This is a genomic window from Bordetella genomosp. 6 (assembly GCF_002119705.1).
Classification (GTDB): domain Bacteria; phylum Pseudomonadota; class Gammaproteobacteria; order Burkholderiales; family Burkholderiaceae_B; genus Bordetella; species Bordetella bronchiseptica_F.
This window is the reverse complement of the sequence record NZ_CP021107.1, coordinates 4,658,976-4,676,760: the sequence shown is the minus strand read 5'-3', so window position 1 is coordinate 4,676,760 and position 17,785 is coordinate 4,658,976. Positions and strand designations below refer to the sequence as shown.

The 17,785-nt window shown below is 69.6% G+C and carries 14 protein-coding genes; 6 read left to right on the top strand and 8 right to left on the bottom strand.

Translation table 11 applies throughout. From position 1 onward, the window contains the following. Positions 1–8: 8 nt before the first annotated feature. Positions 9–1,010: a 2-isopropylmalate synthase gene (locus tag CAL11_RS21980; RefSeq protein ID WP_086094274.1), complete on the bottom strand. Its 1,002-nt coding sequence runs from the start codon at positions 1,008–1,010 to the stop codon at positions 9–11. A 70-nt stretch (positions 1,011–1,080) separates the two neighbouring features. On the opposite strand from CAL11_RS21980, the gene CAL11_RS21975 reads away from it, so the two are divergent. Both CAL11_RS21975 and ilvD read left to right on the top strand, forming a co-directional pair. After that, positions 1,081–1,890 carry an AraC family transcriptional regulator gene (locus tag CAL11_RS21975; protein WP_086094273.1) on the top strand — a complete coding sequence of 270 codons (810 nt, stop codon included), beginning with the start codon at positions 1,081–1,083 and terminating at the stop codon, positions 1,888–1,890. Positions 1,891–1,968: 78 nt separating this feature from the next. Beyond that, the gene (gene ilvD, locus CAL11_RS21970) at positions 1,969–3,828 is read left to right on the top strand and encodes a dihydroxy-acid dehydratase (RefSeq protein WP_086094272.1); all 1,860 of its coding nucleotides are present in this window, start codon (positions 1,969–1,971) and stop codon (positions 3,826–3,828) included. 58 nt (positions 3,829–3,886) lie between these two features. On the opposite strand, the gene CAL11_RS21965 is transcribed toward ilvD, so the two are convergent. From CAL11_RS21965 to CAL11_RS21940, 6 genes are all read right to left on the bottom strand, one after another. Continuing rightward, the gene (locus CAL11_RS21965; protein ID WP_086094271.1) at positions 3,887–5,224 is read right to left on the bottom strand and encodes an NAD(P)H-dependent oxidoreductase; all 1,338 of its coding nucleotides are present in this window, start codon (positions 5,222–5,224) and stop codon (positions 3,887–3,889) included. A 129-nt stretch (positions 5,225–5,353) separates the two neighbouring features. Beyond that, complete coding sequence (locus tag CAL11_RS21960; protein ID WP_033463053.1) at positions 5,354–5,914, bottom strand: 5'-3'-deoxyribonucleotidase; 561 nt, start codon at positions 5,912–5,914, stop codon at positions 5,354–5,356. 52 nt (positions 5,915–5,966) lie between these two features. Then, positions 5,967–6,551, bottom strand: a complete 585-nt coding sequence (thpR, locus tag CAL11_RS21955) for an RNA 2',3'-cyclic phosphodiesterase (protein ID WP_167382629.1) — start codon at positions 6,549–6,551, stop codon at positions 5,967–5,969. 48 nt (positions 6,552–6,599) lie between these two features. Next, positions 6,600–8,162: an efflux transporter outer membrane subunit gene (locus CAL11_RS21950; protein WP_279629037.1), complete on the bottom strand. Its 1,563-nt coding sequence runs from the start codon at positions 8,160–8,162 to the stop codon at positions 6,600–6,602. Positions 8,163–8,176: 14 nt separating this feature from the next. Further along, positions 8,177–11,362 (bottom strand): efflux RND transporter permease subunit, encoded by a 3,186-nt coding sequence (locus CAL11_RS21945; protein WP_086094269.1) that lies wholly within the window; start codon positions 11,360–11,362, stop codon positions 8,177–8,179. Positions 11,363–11,378: 16 nt separating this feature from the next. Beyond that, a complete protein-coding gene (locus CAL11_RS21940) occupies positions 11,379–12,560 on the bottom strand; it encodes an efflux RND transporter periplasmic adaptor subunit (RefSeq protein WP_086094268.1) in 1,182 nt (393 codons plus the stop codon). Positions 12,561–12,803: 243 nt separating this feature from the next. Between CAL11_RS21940 and CAL11_RS21935 the strand changes: the two genes are divergently transcribed. The 4 genes from CAL11_RS21935 (at position 12,804) to kch (ending at position 17,290) form a co-directional block, all read left to right on the top strand. After that, positions 12,804–13,826 (top strand): LysR family transcriptional regulator, encoded by a 1,023-nt coding sequence (locus CAL11_RS21935; protein ID WP_033463048.1) that lies wholly within the window; start codon positions 12,804–12,806, stop codon positions 13,824–13,826. Positions 13,827–14,023: 197 nt separating this feature from the next. Further along, a complete protein-coding gene (locus CAL11_RS21930) occupies positions 14,024–15,127 on the top strand; it encodes an AI-2E family transporter (RefSeq protein WP_033463047.1) in 1,104 nt (367 codons plus the stop codon). A gap of 86 nt (positions 15,128–15,213) precedes the next feature. Next, positions 15,214–15,978: a phytanoyl-CoA dioxygenase family protein gene (locus CAL11_RS21925; protein ID WP_033463046.1), complete on the top strand. Its 765-nt coding sequence runs from the start codon at positions 15,214–15,216 to the stop codon at positions 15,976–15,978. A gap of 121 nt (positions 15,979–16,099) precedes the next feature. After that, positions 16,100–17,290 (top strand): voltage-gated potassium channel protein, encoded by a 1,191-nt coding sequence (gene kch, locus CAL11_RS21920; protein WP_086094267.1) that lies wholly within the window; start codon positions 16,100–16,102, stop codon positions 17,288–17,290. A 7-nt stretch (positions 17,291–17,297) separates the two neighbouring features. Here kch and CAL11_RS21915 read toward each other — a convergent pair whose 3' ends face one another. Next, positions 17,298–17,693 carry a RidA family protein gene (locus CAL11_RS21915; protein WP_086094266.1) on the bottom strand — a complete coding sequence of 132 codons (396 nt, stop codon included), beginning with the start codon at positions 17,691–17,693 and terminating at the stop codon, positions 17,298–17,300. Positions 17,694–17,785: the final 92 nt, after the last annotated feature.

Sequence of the window (17,785 nt, the reverse complement as noted above, 5' to 3'; positions counted from 1 at the left end):
GGCGCTCCTCAGTCCCGGTCGAGCCAGGCGTAGGGGTGGAACACGTCGATGGGAAGCTGGTTGCACTCGCTCACGCAGGCCCGCAACGCGGCCATGTCGCGAAAGTCCAGGCCGCTGGCGATGCCCTGGCGCTCCAGGTTGAGCGCCAGCGCCACGAGGTCCACGTTACCGGTGCGCTCGCCGTTGCCGAACAGGCAGCCCTCGATCCGTTCGGCCCCGGCCTGCACCGCCAGCTCGGCCGCGGCCACGGCGGTGCCGCGGTCATTGTGCGGATGGACGCTGAGCACGATGCTGTCGCGCCGCGCCAGGTTGCGGTGCATCCATTCGATCTGGTCGGCATAGACGTTCGCGGTGCTCGACTCCACGGTCGCCGGCAGGTTGACGATCATCTTGCGTTGCGGCGTGGGGCCCCAGATGGCGCTGACCGCGTCGCAGACCTCCTTGGCGAAGTCCAGCTCGGCCAGGCTGAACGTCTCCGGCGAATATTCATAGATCCATTCCGTGCCCGGGTTCGCGTCGGCCAGCGCGCGGATCTGGCGCGTGCCGGCCAGGGCGATCTCCTTGATCTCGGCGCGGCTCATGTCGAACACGATGCGCCGCCACTGCGGCGCGATGGGGTTGTACAGGTGCACGATGGCGCGCGGCGAGCCGGCCAGGGCTTCGAAGGTGCGTGCGATCAGGTCCGGACGCGACTGCGTCAGCACCTCGATGGTCACGTCGTGCGGGACGCGCCGCTCGTCGATCAGCTTGCGCACGAAGTCGAAATCGGTTTGCGAGGCCGACGGAAACGCGACTTCGATTTCCTTCAGACCGACGGCCACCAACTGCTCGAACAGACGCAGCTTGCGGGCGCCGTCCATGGGTTCGATCAGGGCCTGGTTGCCGTCGCGCAGGTCGGTGCTCATCCAGATCGGGGCGGCGGCCGGCCTGCGGGCGGGCCAGGTGCGCTCGGCATGATCGGCGGCGAACGGGGCGATGGGGCGGTATTTGGTTGCGGGATGGGCGAGCATGACGTCTCCGGCCTGTCAGGAAAGCCTCATGGTAGGTACACTGGATATGTCCGTCTAACGCCAGTAAGACATGAATCAGCTTGAAAAGGACATCATCGAGTCCAAGCCGCAATTGGCGCCGCACGAGTACGCCCGCGCGCCGGTGACGGCGCTGGCCATCGACTACCGCGACGGCGAGCATGTGCCGCGTCATCGCCACCGGCGCGCGCAACTGCTGTACGCGATCGCCGGGGTGATGACGGTGCAGGCCGAGGGGGGTATCTGGGTGGCGCCGCCCACCCGGGGAATATGGCTGCCGGCGGGCATGGCGCACAGCATCCGCATGCATGGCCAGCCGCGCGTGCGCACCGTTTTCGTGGCGCCGCGGGCGGCCAGCCATCTGCCGGATCGGTGCAGCGTGCTGGCCGTGGGGCCGCTGTTGCGCGAGCTGATCGTGGCCGCCACCCAGGTGCCGCCGGACTGGCGGCCGGGCGGGCGCGATGCGCGCCTGATGGCGCTGCTGCTGGACGAAATCCGGCTCGAGCCGGCGCTGCCCCTGCATCTGCCGCAACCGGACGAGCCGCGCGTGGCGCGCGTATGCCGCGACATCCTGCGCGACCCCGGCGCGGCGCGCGGGCTGGGCGAATGGGCCGCCGAGCTGGGCGTGACGGCCAAGACCGTGCAGCGCCTGTTCGTGCGCCACACCGGCATGACGTTTGGCCGCTGGCGCCAGCAGGCGTGCCTGCTGCGGGCCATGCAGCGGCTGGCCGAGGGCCAGCGGGTGGTGGACGTGGCCCTGGAATCGGGCTATGACAGTCCCAGCGCTTTCGCGGCCATGTTTCGGCGCGCCGTCGGGGAGCCGCCCAGCGCCTTCGCGGCGCGGCGCGAGCCGCCCGCCTGAGGCGCGGGCAGGGCGCCGGGCCCGGATCCGGCGTATTATCTAGCGTTTCGCGCAACCCCGAACCGTCCGAGAAAGACCATGCCGCACTATCGCTCCCGTACTTCCACCCATGGCCGCAACATGGCAGGCGCGCGCGCGCTATGGCGCGCTACCGGCATGAAGGACGGCGATTTCGGCAAGCCCATCATCGCCGTGGTGAACTCGTTCACCCAGTTCGTGCCGGGCCACGTGCACCTGCGCGACCTGGGCGCGCTGGTGGCCGGCGAGATCGAGGCCGCCGGCGGCGTGGCCAAGGAATTCAACACCATCGCGGTCGACGACGGCATCGCCATGGGCCACGGCGGGATGCTGTACTCGCTGCCCTCGCGCGAGCTGATCGCCGACTCGGTCGAGTACATGGTCAACGCGCACTGCGCCGATGCCATGGTGTGCATCTCGAACTGCGACAAGATCACCCCGGGCATGCTGATGGCCGCGATGCGCCTGAACATCCCGGTGGTGTTCGTCTCGGGCGGGCCGATGGAAGCGGGCAAGATCACCTCGCCCGTCGACGGCAAGGTCATCGCCAAGATCGACCTGGTCGACGCCATGATCAAGGCGGCCGACCCCAGCGTGTCCGACGCCGAGGCCGAACAGGTCGAGCGCAGCGCATGCCCGACCTGCGGCTCCTGTTCCGGTATGTTCACCGCCAACTCGATGAACTGCCTGACCGAGGCCATGGGCCTGGCGCTGCCGGGCAACGGCACCATCGTCGCCACGCACGCCTGGCGCAAGGGCCTGTTCGAGCAGGCCGGCCGCCTGGTGGTCGAGCTGTGCCGGCGCTACTACGAGCAGGACGACGCCTCGGTGCTGCCGCGCAGCATCGCCACCAAGAGCGCGTTCGAGAACGCCATGACGCTGGACGTGGCGATGGGCGGCTCGACCAACACGGTGCTGCACCTGCTGGCCGCGGCCCAGGAAGCCGGCGTGGACTTCACGATGGCCGACATCGACCGCATTTCGCGCCGCGTGCCCTGCCTGTGCAAGGCGGCGCCGGCCACCGACAAATACCACATCGAGGATGTGCACCGCGCCGGCGGCATCCTCGGCATCCTGGGCGAACTGGGGCGTGCCGATCTGCTCGACCTGTCGTGCGGCAACGTGCACAGCGGCACGCTGGGCGCAGCGATCAAGCAGTGGGACATCAACGGCGGCGCCGGCGAAGCCGCGCAGAAATTCTTCCGCGCCGCGCCCGGCGGCATCCCGACCACGGTGGCCTTCAGCCAGGACGCGACCTTCCTGACGCTCGACATGGACCGCCAGACCGGCTGCATCCGCGACAAGGCCCATGCCTATTCGCAGGACGGCGGCCTGGCGGTGCTGTACGGCAACCTGGCCGAGAAGGGCTGCATCGTCAAGACGGCTGGCGTGGACGAGTCGCAATGGGTCTTCACCGGCCGTGCGCGCGTGTTCGAAAGCCAGGAAGACGCCGTCGAAGGCATCCTGGGCGATCGCGTGCAGGCCGGCGATGTGGTCATCATCCGCTACGAAGGCCCCAAGGGCGGCCCCGGCATGCAGGAGATGCTCTATCCCACGTCCTACCTGAAGTCCAAGGGGCTGGGCAAGACTTGCGCATTGTTCACCGACGGCCGTTTCTCGGGCGGCTCGTCGGGCCTGGTGATCGGCCATGCCTCGCCGGAAGCGGCCGAGGGCGGCGCCATCGGCCTGGTCGAAGACGGCGACACCATCGAGATCGACATTCCCAACCGCCGCATCCACCTGGCCGTCGGCGAGGCCACGCTGGCCGAGCGCCGCGCCGCCATGCAGGCGCGTGGCGAGCAGGCCTGGCAGCCGGTCGACCGCGAGCGCGTGGTGTCCCAGGCGCTGCGCGCCTACGCGGCGCTGGCCACCTCGGCCGACCGCGGCGCCGTGCGCGACCTGTCGCAACTGAAGCGCTGACCGCCCCGGTCTTGCGTGACGGACGCGGTTTCCCGCCCCCACGGGGGCGGGAAACGCGTCAGGCGAAGGTCTGCTCCATCAGCCGGCGAAACTGCACGGCTGGCGAGCGTTCGTCGTACTCCACGTCACTCCAGCGGATCGGCTGCGATTGCCGCACCGGGTTCTTCAGCCGCACCCTGTGCGCCAGCCCCAGCGGCAGGCAGCCATCGGCCACCGAGTCGCGCGCCGGCATCAGGCGCCCATACACCGTGTATCCGCCTTCGCCGTCGAGCTCCTGGCCGGCCGGCATGTCGCGCTTGGCGGTGGCGACCACGTCGCCATGCCAGCCGGCCGGCGAGCCGGTGGGCTCGCGGCGCAGGCCGACGCTGGCCACGCTGATGCCCAGCTCCAGCCCGATCAGGTGATAGGGCTTGTACATGGCCGAATAGTTGCCGCTGGGGTCGGTGACCAGCCCGTACTCCTTGAAGCAGCGGCGCACGTAGTCGCTGTCGCCGGCCAGCGTCACGTAGACGCCCCAGCGCAGGTCGCGGAACACCGGCCGGCCATCGCGCTCCAGCGACGACACCACTTCCACCTGGCCTCGATGGTGCAGCATGCCGCCTTCCTCGCGCGGCCGCAGCACGCGCGCCAGGTCGTCCACGCCGCACGGCGGGAAGTGCAGGCCGGTGGGCGAGGGCAGCAGCCCGGTGGCGTTGGAGACGGCCGCCATTTCGATGGCGCTCTTGGTGCCGTCCAGGAAACTGTTGAACATCTGCGCGTTGAAATCGCCCGCCGCCACCATTTCGTCGGTGAAGCCGTAGTACGGCCACACCGTGTCGGGCGTGGAGGTATGGAACTCGGGCAGGTACTTGGTGCCCTTGCCGGCGGCTATGACCTCGAAGCCGCTGGCGCGCGCCCAGTCCACCATTTCGCAGATCAGCGCCGGCTGGTCGCCATAGGCCAGCGAATAGACGATGCCCGCTTCGCGCGCGCGGCGCGCCAGCAGCGGGCCGGCCAGCGCGTCGGCCTCGACGTTGACCATGATGATGTGCTTGCCGTATTCGCAGCAGGTCAGCACATGTTCGATGCCGGCGGCGGCCTGCCCGGTGGCGTCGATGACGATCTCGACTTCCGGGTCGACGATCACCGAGCGCACGTCGTCGCTGAAATACACCTTGCCGGTCTTGACGGCGTGGTGGATGGTGTCGGCGTTCAGGGCCGCGGCGGGCCAGCCCACCCGGGTCAGCGCGGCGCGCGCCCGATCGGGCGCCAGGTCGGCCACCGCCACCAGCCGCATGCCGGGGGTGCGCTGCACCTGGCTGAGAAACATCGAGCCGAACTTGCCGGCCCCGATCAGCGCCACCCGCAAGGGTTTCTGATCGGCCTCGCGTTGCTTGAGCAGACGATAAAGATTCACGACGCTACCTCCTCCTGAAACGGGTTCGGCAAGCGCAAGGCCGCGGCACGGCGGGCGCCTGTCTTTTTATTCTGTCATGCTGCGTAGACACACAGAATAGTCGTTTTCGGCCGGCGGGAGGAGAGTGGTTCAGGCGTCCGAGCGGTACAGCTCGCCCGCCAGCACATTGCGCCAATTGCGCCAGTCCAGGCGGGGCCGGTCGGTCTGGTCGCGGTTGTACGGCGCGTCGTAGATGATGTGGCGCCAGCGCGGCCGAGCCGCGCCCGTGATGACCGGCCGGTCGTCGATCAGCAGATCGCCCTGCACCAGCGTCTTGTCGCGCGTCAGGATCAGCCGTTGCGTGGCGTCGCGGCCCAGGTGGCGTTCGACCCAGAGATACTTTTCGGCCACGCAGTTCTCGAACTGCATCAGCGGCGACGAGCAGATGCGCACGTCCATGCCCAGCGCCAGCAGCTCGCGGAATGCCTCGATCGCGCCCGGCACGGGCGGCAGGTCGCGGATGAAGCCGGGCGCGGTGTAGATGGCCTCGGCCAGGCCCCGCAGCTCGGGCGCATAGTCTTCGCGGATATGGAACGACTTGCGATCCTCGAACGCCACCGGCTCGATATCGGGGTGGCGCTTGCGCCAGGCGTCGATGAAGGCGTGTTCGAAATCGGCCAGGACACCGTCCTGGTCCAGCAGTATCAGCATGTCGTCCCTGCCCGGGTGATGGGATGGGCGGATTGTGCCATGGCGCGGCCGCCTACGCGGCCGTGCGCGCCAGCACCCGGTAGCTGGCCCGTCCGAGCCGCGGCTGCGACTGCACCAGCGCGTAATGGCTGTAGCGCCACGCCACGGGCGGCGGCGGCGCGGGCGCGGCGGCATGGGCATCCACATTCCGCAGCAGCGTGACATGCGGCTGGAAGCCCTGCCGCGGCGCGGGCCAGCCCAGGGCGCGCAGCCACGTCCACAAGTCGTCGTGCAACGCCGCCAGCGCGGCGTCGGCCTGGCGCGGGCCGGCCCACACGATGCGCTGGCGTGCGAACAGCCCGTAGCGGGCAAGTTCCACCGCGGCCGGCGCGATGCGCCGTGCCGCGGTGGCGGCGCACAGTTCAGCGGCCTGCGCGGGCGTGGCCGCGCCCAGGAACGCCAGCGTCAGGTGCAGGGTATCGGTGCGCATCGCGCGTCCGCCGTAGGCACGCTGCGCATGCGCCGCCCAATCCGCCAGCCGGGCCGCCGTGGCGGGGTCCGGCCACAGGGCGAAGAACAGGCGGGGCGGCGCGATCGCCGCTTCGGTCGGTGGGTGGGCCATGCGGGCATTATCGTCCGAAGCGCAGCGGGCGAGCAGTCCGCGCCATCCCGATACGCGGCGTGTCCGCCCCCGCGGGGGAGCGTGTCAGGAGCTGGGAGCCACTCCCCCTCCGGGAACGGGCTCGCCTCGGGAGAGCTGCCCCGCCGCGGCGGGCTCCTGAGTGGACAGCCTGCCATCCGGATCGATCGCCGGAATCGGCGTGTCCCAGCCGCCGCCCAGCGCGCGTACGAGCTGCACGGCGGAGCGGGCGCGCTCGCCGTCCAGCTGCACGGCCACGCGCTGTTGCAGCAGGACGGTGCGGTCGGCCTCGATGACGTCCAGGTAGCTGATGGACCCTTCGCGGTACTGGGTGTGCGACAGCCGGGCCGCGCGCGCCGAAGCGTCCAGCGCGGCGTCCTGCGCCTGGGTCTGGTCGGCCAGGATGCGCAGGTTGGCCAGGTTGTCCTCCACTTCGCGGAACGCGTCGAGCACGGTCTGCCGGTAGTTGGCCACGTCTTCTTCGTAGACGGCGCGGGCGCGGTCCAGGCCGGCCTGGCGCCGGCCGCCGTCGAAGATGGGCAGCGACAGGGCCGCGCCCACCAGCGGCCCCAGCAGGAAGGTGCGGCTGGACCATTCGAACAGCTGGCCCAGCTCGGCCGATTCGAACCCCGCCGCGCCGGTGATGTCCAGGCGCGGGAAGAACGCCGCCCGCGCCGCGCCGATGCGGGCGTTGGCCGCGGCCATGGCGCGCTCGGCGGCGGCGATGTCGGGGCGCCGCTCCAGCAGCGAGGACGGCAGCCCGGCGGGCACGTTGACCGCCACGCGCGCCAGCGGCTGCGCCGGCATGGCGAATTCGGCCGGCGTCTTGCCCAGCAGTACGGCCAGCGCATGCTCGGCGGCGGCGCGGCGGCGCTCCACGCCCAGGGCCTCGGCGCGGGCCGATTCCAGTTCGGCGCGCGCGCGCGCCAGGTCCAGTTCGCTGATGTCGCCGGCGTCGTAGCGGCGCTGGATCAGCTTGAGCGTTTCGCCGCGCAGCTCCACCGTCTGCCGGTAGATGCGCAGCTCGGCGTCCAGCTCGCGGATCAGGAAATAGCCTTGCGCCACGTCAGCCTGCAGCGCCAGCAGTACCGAGCGGTACAGCGCCTCGCTTTGCTGCGAGTCGGCGGTGGCGGCGTCCACCGTGGCCGAGACGCGGCCGAACAGGTCGGCCTCGTAGGCGACCGACAGCTGTCCGCGCCACAGGGTCGAGGCCTGCGTCGAGGCCTCCGGCTCCAGGCCCTGCGAGGCCGGCGACGGGCGCTGGCGCGTCGGGCCGAAGCCGGCGTCCACGCGCGGAAAGCGCGCCGAGCGGGCGTCGCGCTGCAGGGCGCGCGCCTGCGCCAGCCGCGCCGCGGCCGCCTGCAGGCTGTGGTTGGTGCGCTGCGCCTCGTCTTCCAGCGCGTCGAGCGCCGGGTCGCCGAAGATCTTCCACCATTGCCCGCGCAAGGCATTCTCTGCCGGCTGGGCGGCCTGCCAGGCGCCGGCCTGGCCGGCCGGCAAGGTGGCGGCTTCCTTGTAGGCCGCCGGCACGGCGACGGCGGGCTTGTCGTACTGCGGTCCGACCGCGCAGCCGGCCAGCACCAGCAGCATGGCCAGCAGGGCGGAACCGCGTGGCAGTATGTGTTTCATGGTTGCGATTCCCATCAGTGTTCGGGGTGTGGCGCTGTCACCGGCGCCGGATGCGGGGCGGCGGCGTGCAGCCGGCGCGCGCCCAGCGCGCGCAGCAGCACGTAGAAGACCGGGGTGAGGAACAGGCCGAACAGGGTGACGCCCAGCATGCCGAAGAACACCGCCACCCCCATGGCCTGGCGCATTTCGGCGCCGGCGCCCGAGGACAGCACCAGCGGCACCACGCCCATGATGAAGGCGATCGAGGTCATCAGGATGGGCCGCAGGCGCAGCCGGCTGGCTTCGATGGCCGCCTCGCGCGGCGCCATGCCCTGCAGCTCCAGTTCGCGGGCGAACTCCACGATCAGGATGGCGTTCTTGGCCGACAGGCCGACCAGCACCATCAGGCCGATCTGCGTGAAGATGTTGTTGTCGCCGCCGGTCAGCCATACGCCGGTCAGCGCGGCCAGGATGCTCATGGGCACGATCAGGATGACCGCCAGCGGCAGGGTCAGGCTTTCGTACAGCGCGGCCAGCACCAGGAACACCAGCAGCACGCTGATCGGAAACACCCACAGGCCGGCGTTGCCCGCCAGGATCTGCTGGTAGGTCAGGTCGGTCCATTCGAACTTCACGCCGCGCGGCAGGGTTTCGGCCGCCACGCGCTCGGCCGCGGCCTGCGCCTGGTCGGACGAATAACCGGGGGCCGGGCCGCCGTTGATGTCGGCGGCCGTGTAGCCGTTGTAGCGCACCACCATCTCGGGTCCGAACGATTGGTGCACCCGCACCAGCGAGGACAGCGGCACCATGTCGCCGGCGCCGTTGCGCGTCTTCAGCTGCAGGATGTCGTCCGGGTGGGCGCGAAACGGCGCATCGGCCTGCGCGCGCACCTGGAACACCCGGCCGAAGCGGTTGAAGTCGTTGACGTAGACCGAGCCCAGGTAGATCTGCATGGTGTCGAACACGTCGGTCACCGGCACGCCCAGCTGCTTGGCCTTGACCCGGTCCAGGTCCACGTCCAGCTGCGGCACGTTGATCTGGTAGCTCGAGAACGAGGGCCCCAGCTCGGGCGTCTGCGCCGCCTTGGCCAGGAACGCCTGTGCGGCCTTGTCCAGTTCGGCGTAGCCCAGCGCGGCGCGGTCCTCCAGCTGCAGCTTGAAGCCGCCCAGCGTGCCCAGCCCCATGACCGGCGGCGGCGGGAACACCGCGATATACGCATCCTTGATGGCGCTGAATTTCTGGTTCAGGCTGGCGGCGATGGCATCGCCCGAGAGGGCCGCCTGCCTGCGTTCGTCGAAGGGCTTGAGCGTCACGAACACGATGCCCGCGCTGGAGCTGTTGGTGAACCCGTTGATCGACAGACCCGGAAACGCGATGGCGCTTTGCACCCCGGGTTCGGCCAGCGCGATGTCCGACATGCGGCGGATCACCGCGTCGGTGCGGTCCAGCGAGGCGCCGTTGGGCAGTTGCGTGAAGCCGATCAGGTACTGCTTGTCCTGCGCCGGCACGAAGCCGCCGGGCACGAGGTAGGACACGCCCACGGTCAGCGCCAGCAGCAGGGCATACACGCCCATGGCCGACGCCTTGCGGCGGATCACGCCGCTGACGCCCGTCGCGTACGCCTCGGAGGCGCGCCCGAACACACGGTTGAACCCGTTGAAGAAGCCGCCCAGCCAGCGGTTCATGCCGCGCGTCAGCCAGTCGGGCTTGTCGTGGTGGCCCTTGAGCAGCAGGGCCGACAGCGCCGGCGACAGCGTCAGCGAATTGAAGGCCGAGATCACCGTCGAGATGGCGATGGTCATGGCGAACTGCTTGTAGAATTGCCCGCTCAACCCGGTCATGAAGGCCAGCGGCACGAACACCGCGCACAGCGTCAGGGCGATGGCGATGATGGGGCCGCTCACCTCGCGCATGGCGCGGTAGGTGGCCTCGCGCGGGGTCAGCCCGGCGCTGATGTTGCGTTCCACGTTCTCGACCACCACGATGGCGTCGTCCACCACGATGCCGATGGCCAGCACCATGCCGAACAGCGACAGGGCGTTGATCGAATAGCCGAACATCAGCAGCAGCGCGAAGGTGCCCACGATGGAGACCGGCACCGCCAGCAGCGGGATGATGGAGGCGCGCCACGTCTGCAGGAACAGGATCACCACCAGCACCACCAGGGCGATGGCCTCGAGCAGGGTGTGCACCACCGCCTTGATGCTGGAGCGCACGAACTGGGTCGGGTCGTACTCGATGCGGTATTCCACGCCGGGCGGGAAGTCCTGCGCCAGCTCCTGCATGGTGGCGCGCACCTGGTCGGCCACGTCCAGGGCATTGGCGCCGGGCGCCTGCATGATGCCCATGCCGATGGCCTGGCGGTTGTCCAGCAGCGAGCGCAGTCCGTACTCCTGCGCGTCCAGTTCGACGCGCGCCACGTCGGCCAGGTAGGTGACGCCGCCATCGGGGGAGGTCTTGAGGATGATGTCGCGGAACTCCTGCTCGGTCTGCAGGCGGCCGCGCGTGTTGACGTTGAGCTGCAGGGGTACGTCGCCCTGCGTGGGCGAGGCGCCGATGACGCCGGCGGCCACCTGCACGTTCTGCTCGCGGATCGCGGCGATCACCTCGCTGGCGGTCATGCCGCGCTGGGCGACTTTCTGCGGATCCAGCCATACGCGCATGGCGTAGTTGCCCGAGCCCCATACGGCGACCTCGCCCACGCCGTTGAGGCGCGCCAGCCGGTCCTTGACGTTGATGATGGCGTAATTGCGCAGATAGGTGATGTCGTAGCGGTCATTGGGCGAGATCAGGTGCACCACCAGCGTGAGCGTGGGCGAACTCTTGATGGTGGTCACGCCCAGCCGCTGCACGTCCGGCGGCAGGCGCGGCAGCGCCTGCGACACGCGGTTCTGCACCAGCTGCTGCGCCTGGTCGGGGTCCACTCCCAGCTTGAAGTTGACCGTCAGCGTCAGGTTGCCGTCGCTGTTGGCCTGCGACTGCATGTAGAGCATGTCCTCGACGCCATTGATGGCTTCTTCCAGCGGCGAGGCCACCGTCTCGGCGATGACCTTGGGGTTGGCGCCCGGATACTGGGCGCGCACCACCACCGACGGCGGCACCACTTCCGGATATTCGGCGATGGGCAGCTGGAACATGGCCAGCAGGCCGGCCAGCAGCACCACCACCGACAGCACGCCCGCGAAAATCGGGCGATCGATGAAGAATCGGGAGATATTCATGGGAATCCCGCCTTGTTCAGCGCAGCGCCGCCGCCGCGGTCTTGACCGCGCCCGGCGCCGTGTCCATGGAAACCTGGCTGGGCGCGACCACATCGCCCGGCCGCACGCGCTGCATGCCGTTGACGACGATGCGCTCTCCCGCCCGCAGGCCGTTCTCGACCACGCGCAGCGGCCCGACGTTGGCGCCCAGCGACACCTCGCGGTAGGCGGTGCGGTTGCCGTCTTCCAGCACCAGCACGAAGCGCTTGTTCTGGTCGGTGCCGATGGCCCGTTCGTCGACCAGCACCGCGTCGCGCGGCGCGCCGCCGCCCAGGCGGATGCGCGCGTACAGGCCCGGCACCAGGCTGCCGTCGGCGTTGTCGAACACGGCGCGCACCCGGATGGTGCCGGAGGTGGGATCCAGGCGGTTGTCCACCGATTGCACCCGGCCTTCGCGCGAGTAGCCGTCCTCGTTGGCCAGGCCCAGCTGCACCGGCACCGTGCCGTTGCGCGCCGGATTCACATACTTGAGGAAAGTCTGCTCGTCCACGTCGAACGAGGCATACATGCGGGCCACCGATACCAGCGTGGTCAGCGGCACCGACGCGGCGCCGGCGGCCACCACGTTGCCCACCGTCACCTCGGCGCGCGACACGCGGCCATCGACCGGCGCGGCGATGCGCGTATAGCCCAGGTTCAGCTCGGCCGACTCCAGGGCGGCCTGCGCCCCTTGCAGGTTGGCGGCGGCTTCGCGGGCGGCGTTCTGCTTTTCCTCGAAATCGCGCCGGGCGATCGCGTTCTCGGCCAGCAGGCGCTGGCCGCGCGCCAGGTCGGCGGCGGTGTACGACACGCGGGCACGCGCCGCCGCCAGCGCCGCGCGGGCCCGGTCGACCTCGGCCACGTAGGGCCGCGGATCGATGGTGAACAGCACGTCGCCCTTTTTCACCAGGCTGCCGTCCTGGAAATGGACCTCGGTCAGGGTGCCGGAGACCAGCGGCCGGATGTCGATACGGTCGATGGCTTCCAGGCGCCCCGAGTAGCGCTGCCAGTCCACGATGGTGCGGCCCAGCGCCGGCGCGACATCCACCGGGGCGGCCGCCGGGGCGGCCTGGGCCTGGGCGGGTCCGCCCGGCGAGCGAAGCAGGGAATAGGCGCCGCCCGCCGCAAGCAGCGTCGCGACGACCGCCAACAGCGCGATACGATGGCGTGAAACAATCATGGTGTTTCCTTGAAACTGGGCTGATAGGGGAGAAACGGGCCCGGCCGGCCGGGGCTGCGAGCGCAGCGCCCCGGGGGTGCAAGGGACGGCGGGAGAGCCGGCGGGCGATTCGGATGGGCAAATTCTGAGTGTTTTGTCGGCCCGGATAAACAATGCCTGGCCGTCAACACTGTTTGTTCCGGGCGAACAATCCGGGCCAAAACAGCGTTATGCTTTGCGCACACACTTATTCAGGACACCGCCATGGACCGTTTCCAAGCCATGCAGGTCTTCGTGCGGGTGGTCGAAGCCAACAGCTTCACCCGGGCCGCCGACGCGCTGGTGCTGCCGCGCACCACCGTTACCACCGTCATCCAGGGCCTGGAGCGCCACCTGGGCGTGCGCCTGCTCAACCGCACCACGCGCCGCATCAGCCTGACGCCGGATGGCGCGGCCTACTACAAGCACGCCACCCGCATCCTGGCCGAGGTCGAGGAAACCGAGGCCTGCTTCCAGGACGCCGCGGCGCGCCCGCAGGGGCGGCTGCGGGTCGACGTGCCCCCCTGTATCGGCCGGCTGGTGCTGATTCCGGCGTTGTGCGAATTCCACACCCGCTATCCCGATATCGAGCTGGTCATCGGCATGGGCGACCGCCGGGTCGACCTGGTGCAGGAGGCCGTCGATTGCGTGATCCGCTCCGGCGAGCTGGAGGACTCCAGCCTGGTGGCGCGCCGCATCGGCACCTTCCAGACGCTGACCTGCGCGGCGCCGTCGTACCTGGCGCGCAAGGGCATGCCGCATACGCTGCAGGAGCTTGCCGAGCACCAGGCGGTGCATTATTTCTCGGCCACCGGGCGCAACTGCAGCTGGGATTTCGTGGTGGACGGCAAGGAAACCCTGGTCGACGTTCCCGGCGTGGTGTCGGTCAACGACCTGGGCGCCCATCTGGCTTGCGGCCTGCAGGGGTTCGGCCTGATCCAGACGGCGCGCTATATCGCGCTGCCGCACCTGCAGTCGGGCGACCTGATCGAGGTGTTGCCGCAATGGAAGCCCAAACCCGTGCCCATGTCGCTGCTTTACCTGCAAAGCCGCCAGCTTTCGCCGAAAGTGCGGGTGTTTTCGGACTGGGTGGCGGAATTGTTCGCCCGTTGCCCGCTGCTCAGCGGCCGCACCGAGCGGGACGGCGAGTTGGAGCAGTGCCAGGTCGAGAAGGCCGAGCTCACCCCGGCGGCGGCAGCCGCCGCCCGCCAGCGCATGCCATCCGAGGCGCCGGAATTCGTCATGTAGCGGGCGCGGGGCCGGGGGCGCCTGTCCCCGCGGGGACAGGCACCGGACTCCTGCGGAGACAGGCGCCCTGCGACCCGGGCGCGCCCGCCCATCTGTAACAGGAGCGCCCCGGACAATTCAGCTTGCGGTCAGGGCCGTAAAACTCTGTATATTCCCAGGGTTCGCCCCGAATCCATGCAGAGAGACCGCTTTCGCCTATGCATCAACCCGTACTGCCCGCCTTCCTGATCGCCCGCTGGCTGCTGTTGCTGGTCCTGCTGGCCGGCATTTATTTCCTCAGCGGCTTCCTGGTGCCGGCGCTGGCGGCGCTGATCATCGGCCTGGCGACCTGGCCCCTGTTCCAGCGCCTGGTGCGCGCATTCGGCGGACGCACCACGCTGGCTGCCACCCTGGCCCTGGTCGCCGTCATCGTGATCCTGGTGGTGCCGCTGTCGATGGCGCTGTCGTACGCCATCAAGGAGGCCGGCAACTTCTTCGCCTGGGCGCTGGCGGCCAACAAGCACGGCGTGGACGTGCCGGCCTGGATCATGTCGCTGCCCATGGTGGGGGAGCGCTTGGCCGAATACTGGCGCACCTACCTGGGCGAACCCCATGCCCTGGGCGCCCTGGTCGAGATCGTCAGCGGCGAGCACCTGGGCAACATCTACCGCATGGTGCTGTCGGCCACGGGCAACGCCTTCCAGCTGCTGCTGACCGTGCTGTTCATGCTGATCACGCTGTTTTTCGTCTACAAGGACGGCACCCGCATGGTGGGCCAGCTCGACATCCTGGGCGAGCGCGTCCTGCCGGCGCGCTGGCAGCGCTTTTCGCGCGTGGTGCCGGCCACGGTCAGCTCCACCGTGACGGGCATGTGCCTGATCGCCCTGGGCGAGGGGGTCGTGCTCGGCCTGGCCTATTGGGTGGCCGGCGTGCCCTCGCCGGTGCTGCTGGGCGTCATCACCGGGTTCATGGCGCTGGTGCCGGGCGGCGCGCCGCTGTCGTTCACGCTGGTGTCGCTGTACCTGGTCGGCTCGGGCCATCTGGTGGCCGGCATCGGCCTGTTCGTCTGGGGCACGGTCGAACTGTTCATCGTCGACAAGACGCTGCGGCCGCGCCTGGTGGGCGGGCCGGTCAAGCTGCCGTTCCTGCCGACCTTCTTCGGGCTGGTCGGCGGCGTCAAGACCATGGGCATCGTCGGGCTGTTCGTCGGCCCGGTGCTGATGGCGCTGCTGGTGGCGATCTGGCGCGAATGGGTGCGCAATGTCGAGCGCGAGCGCGACCAATCGATCCTGGACCTGGAAGGCGACGAGCCGGCGGCCTGACGACGCCCGGCAAAGGAGTATGCTTGCAGGGCGCGCGGCCAAGGGTTGAGCCGCGCGCATCCAATCTGCCAGTCAAGAGGTTCGGGATGTCCGCCGCATTGGTCGCACAGCAGGTCGCTACGCTGCGTGAGCAGGGTTTCGTGGTCGTGCGCAATTTTGCTTCCCCGCCGGCGCGCCAGGCGCTGCGGGAATTGGCCTTGCAACACCTGGCGCAGACCGTGGACCCGGTCGAGTACGAGGCCGATCTCAAGTACCCGGGCGCGCCCAGCTCGCGCCAGGCCGCCGGCGGCCAGACGGTGCGCCGGCTGCTCAACGCCTACGGACGCGACCCGCGTTTTCGCGACTGGGCCACGCAGGCGGCCATCGGCGCCTTCCTGCGCGCCTATTTCCAGGACACGCCGGTGCTTTCCACGGTGCATCACAACTGCATCATGACCAAGCATCCGGCCTTCGGCAGCCTGACCGGCTGGCACCAGGACATCCGTTACTGGTCATTCAGCGACGACGACCTGGTGTCCTGTTGGCTGGCGCTGGGCGACGAGCGGGCCGACAACGGCGGGCTGTACTTCGTGCCCGGTTCGCACACGGCGTCGTTCATGCCCGAGCAATACGACGCGCGCAAGTTCTTCCGCGACGACCTGCCGCAGAACCAGGAATGGATCGGCCAGGCCGTCTGCCCGGAATTGCAGGCCGGCGACGTGGTGTTCTTCCACTGCCGCACCCTGCATGCGGCGCGCCAGAACGCCACCGACACGGTCAAACTGTCGCTGGTGCACACCTACCATCCGGCCAGCTGCCACGCGCTGCCCGGTACGCGTTCGGCCGGTTCGCCCGGCGTGCCGCTGCCTTGACGCCCGGCCACGCGCGGCGCCTCGCGCCGCCCGGCCGCGTCGGACGCATGCCGCGGGGGCGCACGGCGGCGCGGCGCTACGCTACACTGGCCGCGCTGTTTCGTCCGCGAGCGCTTGCCCCATGATCAGACTGCGCAATTTCCTGCGCCGTATCGGCCGCTACTTCCCGCCCAATTGGTGGTTGGCGGCGCTGGTTGCCATCGACGGCTATCTGTTCGTACGCCCCGTGCTCGGCCGGGCGGCCGACTACCCCCTTGATTACTGGCTCTCGTTCGACAGCTGGCGCGATGCGATGGACGCCGTCGGGCTGCTGCAGATCCCGCGCGTCATCCTGGGCGCCGGCCTGCTGCTGATGGCGGCCGGGCTGGTGCTCAAGGCGCGTATCGCCTGGGCCTTCTCGCTGGTGCTGCTGGGCGCCGTCGGCGTGGTGGCAGGGTGGGACGGCGGGCATGGCCTCCTGCTCGCCTACACGGGCGTGCTGATCGCGGCGCTGGTTTGCTTCTGGCGCCGCTTCGATCGCCCCAGCCTGGCGGCCGGCAGCCTGTTCGCGCTGATCAGCATCACCTCGCTGCTGATCTATGCCGTATTCGGCACGCTCTATCTGGGCGCCGAGTTCTCGCCCAAGGTCGAGAGCCCCGCCACGGCGTTCTATTTCTCCATCGTGTCGATGTCCACCGTGGGCTATGGCGATATCACCCCGCAGACGACCGCCGCGCGGCTGTTCGCGGCCTCGATCATCATCCTGGGCATCACGGTGTTCGCCACGTCGATCAGCGCCATCGCGGGGCCGGTGATCGGCGGCAATCTCAAACGGCTGGTCCGAGGACGGATATCCCACGCCATGCGCAAACATCACATCATCATCGCCGGCGCCACGCCGCTGGCGCAAAGCGTCTACGCCGGCATGCGCGAGCGCGGCAACAACGTCACCGTCGTGGTCGCGCCGGGCATCGCGCACGATTATCCGGAGGATGCCGACCTGGTGACCGGCGATCCCTCCAACACCGCCGTGCTGGCCGAAGCCGGCGCCGCCCATGCGCGCTACGTGCTGGCGCTGCGCGACGACGACGCCGACAACGCCTTCATCGTGCTGGCCGCCAAGGAGGTGGCCGGCCCGGACACCAGGACGGTGGCGGTGGCCAATACCGCCATGCACCTGGCCAAGATCCGCCGGGTACAGCCCGACATGGTGTTCTCGCTGCAGCTGCTGGGCGCCGAACTGCTGGCTCGCACGCTCAGCGGCGAGACCATCGACAATGCGCTGGTCACCGACCTGTTCTTCACCAAGGCCACGCCTGCCGGCGCGGCCTAGCCGCGCTTCACGCCAGCGCCACGGCTTCCACTTCCACCTTGAAGCCGTAATGCAGCGGCCCGGTCGGCACCACCGCGCGGGCCGGGCGCGCCGAGCTCGCCCACTCGGCGTAGATGGCGTCGAAGGCCGGCCAGTTTTCCACGCTGTCCACATACACGCGCACCTGGACCAGGCGGTCGATGCCGCTGCCGGCCGCCGCCAGCGCGGCCGCCACGTTGTCCAGCACCTGGCGCGCCTGCGCCTCGAAGGGCGCGTCGGCCAGCTTGGTCCCGTCGGGGCCGATCGGCAACTGCCCGGACACGTACACCATGCCATTGGCCACGCAGGCGTGGCTGTAGTGGCCGCCCGGCCGGGCCAGGGTGTCGGGGGCAAGATAGCGGGCAGGGGCGCTCGGGGCAGGCATGGACGGCTTTCCAGAAAATGGGGGCAGGCTCGACTATAAACCGCGGGGCGCGCGGCGGCCTTCAGCCCCGCTGCACCTATCGTTCAACCGGG